Annotated in this window: 7 protein-coding genes and 1 tRNA gene; 6 read left to right on the forward strand and 2 right to left on the reverse strand. The window is 52.0% G+C overall.

Annotated elements, in window-relative coordinates; genetic code table 11:
- Window positions 1–39 precede the first annotated feature (39 nt).
- Together EN824_RS12655 and EN824_RS12660 are read left to right on the forward strand one after the other, a co-directional pair.
- Window positions 40–270, forward strand: a complete 231-nt coding sequence (locus EN824_RS12655) for a hypothetical protein (protein WP_135932344.1) — start codon at window positions 40–42, stop codon at window positions 268–270.
- 4 nt (window positions 271–274) lie between these two features.
- The gene (locus EN824_RS12660) at window positions 275–760 is read left to right on the forward strand and encodes a hypothetical protein (RefSeq protein ID WP_135932345.1); all 486 of its coding nucleotides are present in this window, start codon (window positions 275–277) and stop codon (window positions 758–760) included.
- A gap of 127 nt (window positions 761–887) precedes the next feature.
- Here the strand turns inward: EN824_RS12660 and EN824_RS12665 are convergent, their stop codons facing one another.
- On the reverse strand, window positions 888–1,460 hold the full coding sequence (locus EN824_RS12665) for a hypothetical protein (protein ID WP_135932346.1): 573 nt from the start codon (window positions 1,458–1,460) through the stop codon (window positions 888–890).
- Between the two features lie 145 nt (window positions 1,461–1,605).
- On the opposite strand from EN824_RS12665, the gene EN824_RS12670 reads away from it, so the two are divergent.
- The 4 genes from EN824_RS12670 to EN824_RS12685 all read left to right on the forward strand — a co-directional run bounded on the left by EN824_RS12670 (window position 1,606) and on the right by EN824_RS12685 (window position 5,488).
- On the forward strand, window positions 1,606–2,256 hold the full coding sequence (locus EN824_RS12670) for a hypothetical protein (RefSeq protein WP_135932347.1): 651 nt from the start codon (window positions 1,606–1,608) through the stop codon (window positions 2,254–2,256).
- 67 nt (window positions 2,257–2,323) lie between these two features.
- Window positions 2,324–2,815 (forward strand): hypothetical protein, encoded by a 492-nt coding sequence (locus EN824_RS12675; RefSeq protein WP_135932348.1) that lies wholly within the window; start codon window positions 2,324–2,326, stop codon window positions 2,813–2,815.
- A 268-nt stretch (window positions 2,816–3,083) separates the two neighbouring features.
- A complete protein-coding gene (locus EN824_RS12680) occupies window positions 3,084–3,878 on the forward strand; it encodes a hypothetical protein (RefSeq protein WP_135932349.1) in 795 nt (264 codons plus the stop codon).
- A gap of 113 nt (window positions 3,879–3,991) precedes the next feature.
- Window positions 3,992–5,488, forward strand: coding sequence for a hypothetical protein (locus EN824_RS12685; protein WP_135932350.1), 1,497 nt, complete (start codon window positions 3,992–3,994; stop codon window positions 5,486–5,488).
- On the opposite strand, the gene EN824_RS12690 is transcribed toward EN824_RS12685, so the two are convergent.
- Window positions 5,476–5,551: transfer RNA gene (locus EN824_RS12690), tRNA-Thr, on the reverse strand. The genes EN824_RS12685 and EN824_RS12690 overlap by 13 nt on opposite strands.
- Window positions 5,552–6,018 lie beyond the last annotated feature (467 nt).

Below are 6,018 nucleotides of genomic sequence, written 5' to 3' on the forward strand. Positions count from 1 at the left end.
AATACCAAGTGGTTCGCCACACAATCGGAGGGACGTGAAATGCAGATCGTGTATCTTCGCAACGCCAAGCTTGAGGCGGAGACGTTAGACGGAGCAATCGTCAATCTTCGCAATTGCAGCGCACCGGATCACGGCAATCTATCCGATAGCCTGCCGTTCGAACGCGGGCGGCTCGCAATCATCTTTGACGTGGACGATTCCAGCGCCAGCCCTTCCATTGACTTCGCTAGCCCCGGCGACCGCACCCGCAACAGCATCGACGTTGGATAGCGCGATGACCACACAGCTAGTCTTTGTCAAAAGCGCCAATCTGTATGTGCTGCTAAGCGACAACAAGATTTTGCAGATACAGAAAAGCAACGATCCGCATATCAACCCACATGCGATCAGCGTTGAGAATTTGGACGCGACGACCGCGATTACCAACGTCCACGTCGCCGACCGCAACGTTTATGGGGACCGGTCAACGCTCTATCTGGACGCTGCCGACATCACTACTTTTGCCGGTTGGTTGCGCAGCCAAATGCCGAAGGCATCAACCAAGGGATTAGGCAAGGCGATGTTCGGCTATTTCCCCGGATCGATGCTTTTCAAAGATGTGCTGACCGCAGCCGGGCAGATTGTTTGTTCACCCGAGCTTAAGCGACCGCCGCAGGGCGAAGAACTCTATTACGTCGAAAGGGCGCTCGCGTCCGATCCCGAAGGCTTTGCAGAGTTGGCCGCAGAATATGCGGCGAGGGCACCGAAGCCGGTTCGTTGATCGGAGCATCAAATACCCGAACGGATGCCAAGTTGGCCAGTTGAGCCAGGAAATATAACGAATTCAGCGGGTTGACGAATTCGTGGAGCAAAAAAGGGCGGGCAGGGGAAGCATAGGGGTATTTATTCTACTGCTCGGCATAGATGCTATTTGCCACTTTCCCGGTTATCACCTTGAAAACAAGACCACGGGGAACGGAATGATACAAATCGAGCTTTAGGCCAGCATTGATTTCGAAGGTCTTGATGTCTTCGGGATACGCATAGCATTGGGTCAATTTGAGCCAAAGGTACAATTCAAATGTTTTCCCGCCGCCAACAGCGCCCTCTAAAGCCTTTGAAGTCTCCATGCAGTTGTTTGTAGTAAAAGATAGTTCTTGAAGAGCATAAACAGGCGTCGATAAGGTTCGCGACAGGCGAGTGCTGTCAGAGGTGGAAAGCTCTTGGTGGAGCCACTGCAACTCTGCCGGTGACGGTCGAGGAACAAGCGAGTCGATTGCCTGCCAGTAAGCATAAGAGACCGCCGCTATGCGTTTGCGGGCGGCGGCATCAAACGGCTTCGAGGGATCGCTCAAGTCAAGGGCAGCGAAGAATTCGTCTGTAATGGCTCTATTCGGGTCTGAGGCTGGCGAACCTGTGACTGTTCCCAACAGAACTGCGATGGCAACCGACGCTGCAGCGAAGGATGGACGCCACACCATGAAAGCCCCCCGATTCAAATGCTATAATGCGCAATATGCACTTTGCTGTCGAATCCGCCTCGGCTCGATTGTCGTAAAAGCCTAATCGCCATAAGAGATGCTTGGATTTCAAGGAATGGAGCAGAGGAGGCCTCCGCACACGGCCATGGTTTCGCATCCCTTTAAGCGATCAGAGGAATGGCATTTTCGCGCTGACTTTGATGAGCAGCGACGGCTTGACCTCGAAGCTTCCCCGGCGTTCACCGAAATTGCGGAGGCCATTTGTGCAGAGATTTCGCCTAGCGAACACGTCAGAGAACCTGCGAACGATGATCGGCTAGTGAAATGCTGGCGTGTCAAACTCCCATTTTCGGTGCGTCCTATTACCTTTGACTGGTTCTTCAACGGTCCTTGCGGCATTCGAGCGCAATTCCTGATTCATCCCGAATTAGGCCGTTGGGCAACTGCGCATATAGCAGCGATGCTTCGCCCGGTTTTGCTGCGTGAATTGGAGAGGGAACCGTCACACAAATTCGACCGTCCGGCTGCATGGTCTCCAACGAATTCCATCGATGGTCTGTCCTCCAAAGTGTGGATCAATGAGCTATTAGTCCATTGCAACAGCACGGATTTGTCCATTGCCCGATGGGAGGCGGCAGCAGCAGAGCAACATGGGGCCGACAGAAGAGGGCTTTGTGCGCCCACTGGATCGCAACTGGTATTTTTTGGCGCCTGGACGAATGTTGAGGGCGTTGAAACGATATTGCCTGAAAAAATCAGGCGCCATCACGAGATACATAAGCGTGGCTATTCCTAATCCGCTGGAAGATCAGCGCAAACCGAGCGCGGCGCAATATGGTTGATGTGAGGCCGGGGGCAGTCAGATGAACAGCTTGGCGCAATGGGGGCCGATAATTTCAGCCGGAGCCACACTGTTTGTTGGCTTCATGGTGGCATTGATCGCCTATCGGCAATGGCGCGTCGCTCACGAGAAGCTGATTGTTGATCTCTTTGACAAACGCTTCGCTGTCTACAACGACGCGCGGGAAGCAGTACGCGGATTCTGGCTTGTGCAGGGGGATGAGCTCGAAAAGAGGATTCACCACAATGAGCAGATCACAAAACTTCATGAAGTCGGGAGGCGTGCACGCTTCCTATTTGGTCGAGAGGTTGCCGAGAAGATCAAGGTCGCAAGGGACGCGTTGATCGATGCAACGTCGTTTGAGTACAGCCTAACACCCCACGATGAGCTAAGCGCAGACGAGCGAAAACGGCGCAGTCTCGCCGTGGCGAATGCACACAAGATAGCGGCAAAATTTCCGGAAGAGCTCGCCAGTGCTGTCGAGAAGTATATGCAAATCACCCGCGCCCTTTGACGATGAGCAGCAAACATTCAAACAGAGGCTGGGTAAGTGAGTTGTCGATGAATGTGCAGTAAATTCAACGGCAACCGACGCCACCGGCCGGATTTTTCCCCGTCCGGGTAATGTTTGGGGTGAAATCCAGTGTCTGTCCTACCAAGGCGAGCAACCAAAAAGAGATTGGCGGCCGGTAAAACGATCGCCATGCTCGCTGGTGATCAATTGATTCCAGATCCGATCCAAGTGATGTAAATAGGTCGTGAGACTGGACATTGGAGGGTCAATGGAACATGCACCGTTTGAAAAGGCGACGCTCGGCTTTTCCGATATTCCTTCCGTCATCGCCGCCGCATCAGCATATTGCGTCGTGTTGTCAGTCGCCCGCCAAGTGGGTTTTTTTTGGCAAATTGACCTTAAGCTGCTCACGTTCTTTTCGGTAAGCGATGTTATTGCCAACTCGCTTCAGTTCGTGCCGATACTGGCCGCTATTTATGCGGTGGGAATATTTTTGCGCCGAGCGGACGTTGGCGTTCCCAAATTTATCTCAATTCCTTTTAATGTGGTTTTCCAGCCAAATGGTAATCATGCGTTTGGAATTAAAGTTGGACTTTTCCTTATCGCGCTGGCAATAATTTTTTCGACATATTGGCCAATAGTAATTGTATTCACGTTTTTGCAAACGCTATCCGATTTTTACGGGTGGGCTCAACAGCGAGGGATTCTTGAAAAGCATCCACTGAAGCATGAAATATTCATGAGTGTTTGGCTGGTTATATCTGTTGCATTCACAGGGGCTGTTGAGGCGAATGGCGATATAGCGCACTTTCGGGCTAATTATATAATTAAGCTTCGCGATGGCGATACAAAAGAATACAACCTGCTTAGGATGACATCGCGATACGTGATTGTTATGGACGAGAAGTATGTAGTATCTGCGCTAGATGTTTCCGATGTAGCGGTCCTGTCGAAAAAGAAACAGCTTAAACTCGAGCCATTTATTGATGCAACACAGGTGTGGCACTGGATAATCCGCCGGTTCATTGATGAGGAGCGCCCTCCGGATCGCCGGGACGAATAGAACGGCTGCCGATTGTCATTGGTTATAAGCCGGGAGGTCGTCAGGTGGCGAGTCGGCAAAATAAAATCACTTCGGGGAAGGCGCTACCGCTACTCAGAAGGCACTTGTCCGAAATGGACGATGCAAACTTCCTTTGCATGATTTGGGCGGTCCACGCGATCCAAGACGGCCGAAGCGCGCAGGCAACAAGGTTTCTGAATCACCCTAAGGAAGCTGTCACGCGAGATTTGACCTCGAAATACTACGCATACCCATGGGACCTTGAGACTCTTATAAGCCTCGATTTCAACACTCCAAAGGCCCGATTTGCAACCAACGTGTTGAACTTACGAGAATTCAACACCGTCGCCGATATCGTGAACCTGCTGCGTACCGTCGAAGATGATGAGACACCCGGACGTGTCGACGATACTAACGTCTTGATGGAGGTCCACCGCATCGGCCACCGTCAGTTTGGATGGCAACGAAGATTCACCGGTGTTACCGACATCTACCGATATATGTTTATATACGGCCAGGGGGAATGTGCCACTTATTTTGAGACGAAGTATAGGGTCTCCGTCGCAAATTTCCTAGGAGTAGCGTTCGCATACTTTGCATATTTGATGCGCGGCCCATGGTCCCCTCCTATTGGTGACATGAATTTCTTGGGAATATCAAAGGAGGCAATTGAGAGTAGCCTCAAGCTGCTCGCGGGCGATATCTGGTTTGTTCGACATGAATCTCGTCAGCTTTTGAACAAGTTCGAAACAAGTGCAGGTTCGCCGCTGCCGGTAATTTACGAACCTAGCTATCTGCGTATTAGGCCTATCGTCAGCCGAGATTTGGGACTGCGAAAACAATACATTGCGCCTCTGCCGGCGTTGGTCGTCATGCGGGCGACTATGGGCCTCTATTACGATCTCCAAAGCGGCGGCACGAAGATTACTAATGACGCTACGGCTCGTTTTGAGGAGTATGCTCGGCGGTCGATTAAGGCCCATTGTCCCGGCTTCGATTGTGCGCCACCCCTAAGGTATAGATACAAAAAGAATCCGGTAGACACACCCGATGTCCTTTTGATGCAGGATGGTCGCATCGTCGCCGTCTTTGAATGCAAAGCGACCAAACTCACCTTTGAAGCTCAGTATGCTGACGATCCTCTGGAAAGCGCAAAAGAGGGCTATGCGCAGATCGCAAAGGCAATTTTTCAGCTTTGGCGATTCTTTTCGCATGTCCGTCGAGGAATAATTAAATTTGATGTCGCGGGCGATGCTCCGGCAGTGGTTCTCACCATGGATGCGTGGACCCAGATGTCGCGGCCGCTCCGTGAGAGTCTCGTCTCTGAGGCGAGGAAAATTGCCGATGAAAAAGAGCCGGAAATGATCGATGACGACAGACGGCATCCAATTTTTTGCCCAATAAGAGAATTGGACAGTATGCTCACTCAATCGGATGAGGGACAGCTGCTCGCCGCGTTCAAGGCCGGTGCGGAGCCGTATTATCAAGGTTGGAGCATTGAGCAGGTGCGGACCGACGCCGTGCCGAAACTCGAAAGAGCAAAAACATTCGCGTTCGATCCGATCGAGCTTCTCCCGTGGTGGCAAAGGAAGTCGGATGGTGCCGCCTGAGGGACTCGAACCCCCGACCAATAGTTTACAAAACTACTGCTCTACCAGCTGAGCTAAGGCGGCACATTTACCCGTACGTATACCCCTGAAACCCGGCTTTGAAAAACGTCGCGGCTTTTCAGGGCCTTAGCCGATTGATCCAGCGAATTACAAAACCGCTGCTCTACCAGCTGAGCTACAAGGGCACGGCGCTCCGGTTAGCATATTTGTTGCGCCAGTAAAGACAAAACTCCGTTTTTGGACCTCAGCCGTGGTGGATGATGCTCCGAGCCTGCGTGCTGAAATCCGCGAAGGCGCTTCCTACATAACGGGGCAGGTGCAAATGCGCTGAACGGAGTGTCGCATGATACGGCTTGTCATCATTCTCCCTATCGTTGTCGTGGCATGGATGCTGCTGGTGAAGCGTAAGCGCTGTTCCGGTGGCACCTTTCGCTCGTGGTCGTGAGGAACGATGTTCGGAGCCTTTGAGGGCTTCGACACATGACGATTTCAGAGCTTACACTTAAATCCAACGATCCTGAGCCCGCGCG

Source organism: Mesorhizobium sp. M8A.F.Ca.ET.181.01.1.1 (genome assembly GCF_004792025.1).
Lineage (GTDB): Bacteria > Pseudomonadota > Alphaproteobacteria > Rhizobiales > Rhizobiaceae > Mesorhizobium.

What these genes read in the sequence shown, in the direction of transcription:
- EN824_RS12655 (WP_135932344.1), top strand. Translation starts at nt 40, where the DNA reads ATGCAGATCGTGTATCTTCGCAACGCCAAGCTTGAGGCGGAGACGTTA.
- EN824_RS12660 (WP_135932345.1), top strand. Translation starts at nt 275, where the DNA reads ATGACCACACAGCTAGTCTTTGTCAAAAGCGCCAATCTGTATGTGCTG.
- EN824_RS12665 (WP_135932346.1), bottom strand. Translation starts at nt 1,460, where the DNA reads ATGGTGTGGCGTCCATCCTTCGCTGCAGCGTCGGTTGCCATCGCAGTT.
- EN824_RS12670 (WP_135932347.1), top strand. Translation starts at nt 1,606, where the DNA reads ATGGTTTCGCATCCCTTTAAGCGATCAGAGGAATGGCATTTTCGCGCT.
- EN824_RS12675 (WP_135932348.1), top strand. Translation starts at nt 2,324, where the DNA reads ATGAACAGCTTGGCGCAATGGGGGCCGATAATTTCAGCCGGAGCCACA.
- EN824_RS12680 (WP_135932349.1), top strand. Translation starts at nt 3,084, where the DNA reads ATGGAACATGCACCGTTTGAAAAGGCGACGCTCGGCTTTTCCGATATT.
- EN824_RS12685 (WP_135932350.1), top strand. Translation starts at nt 3,992, where the DNA reads ATGGACGATGCAAACTTCCTTTGCATGATTTGGGCGGTCCACGCGATC.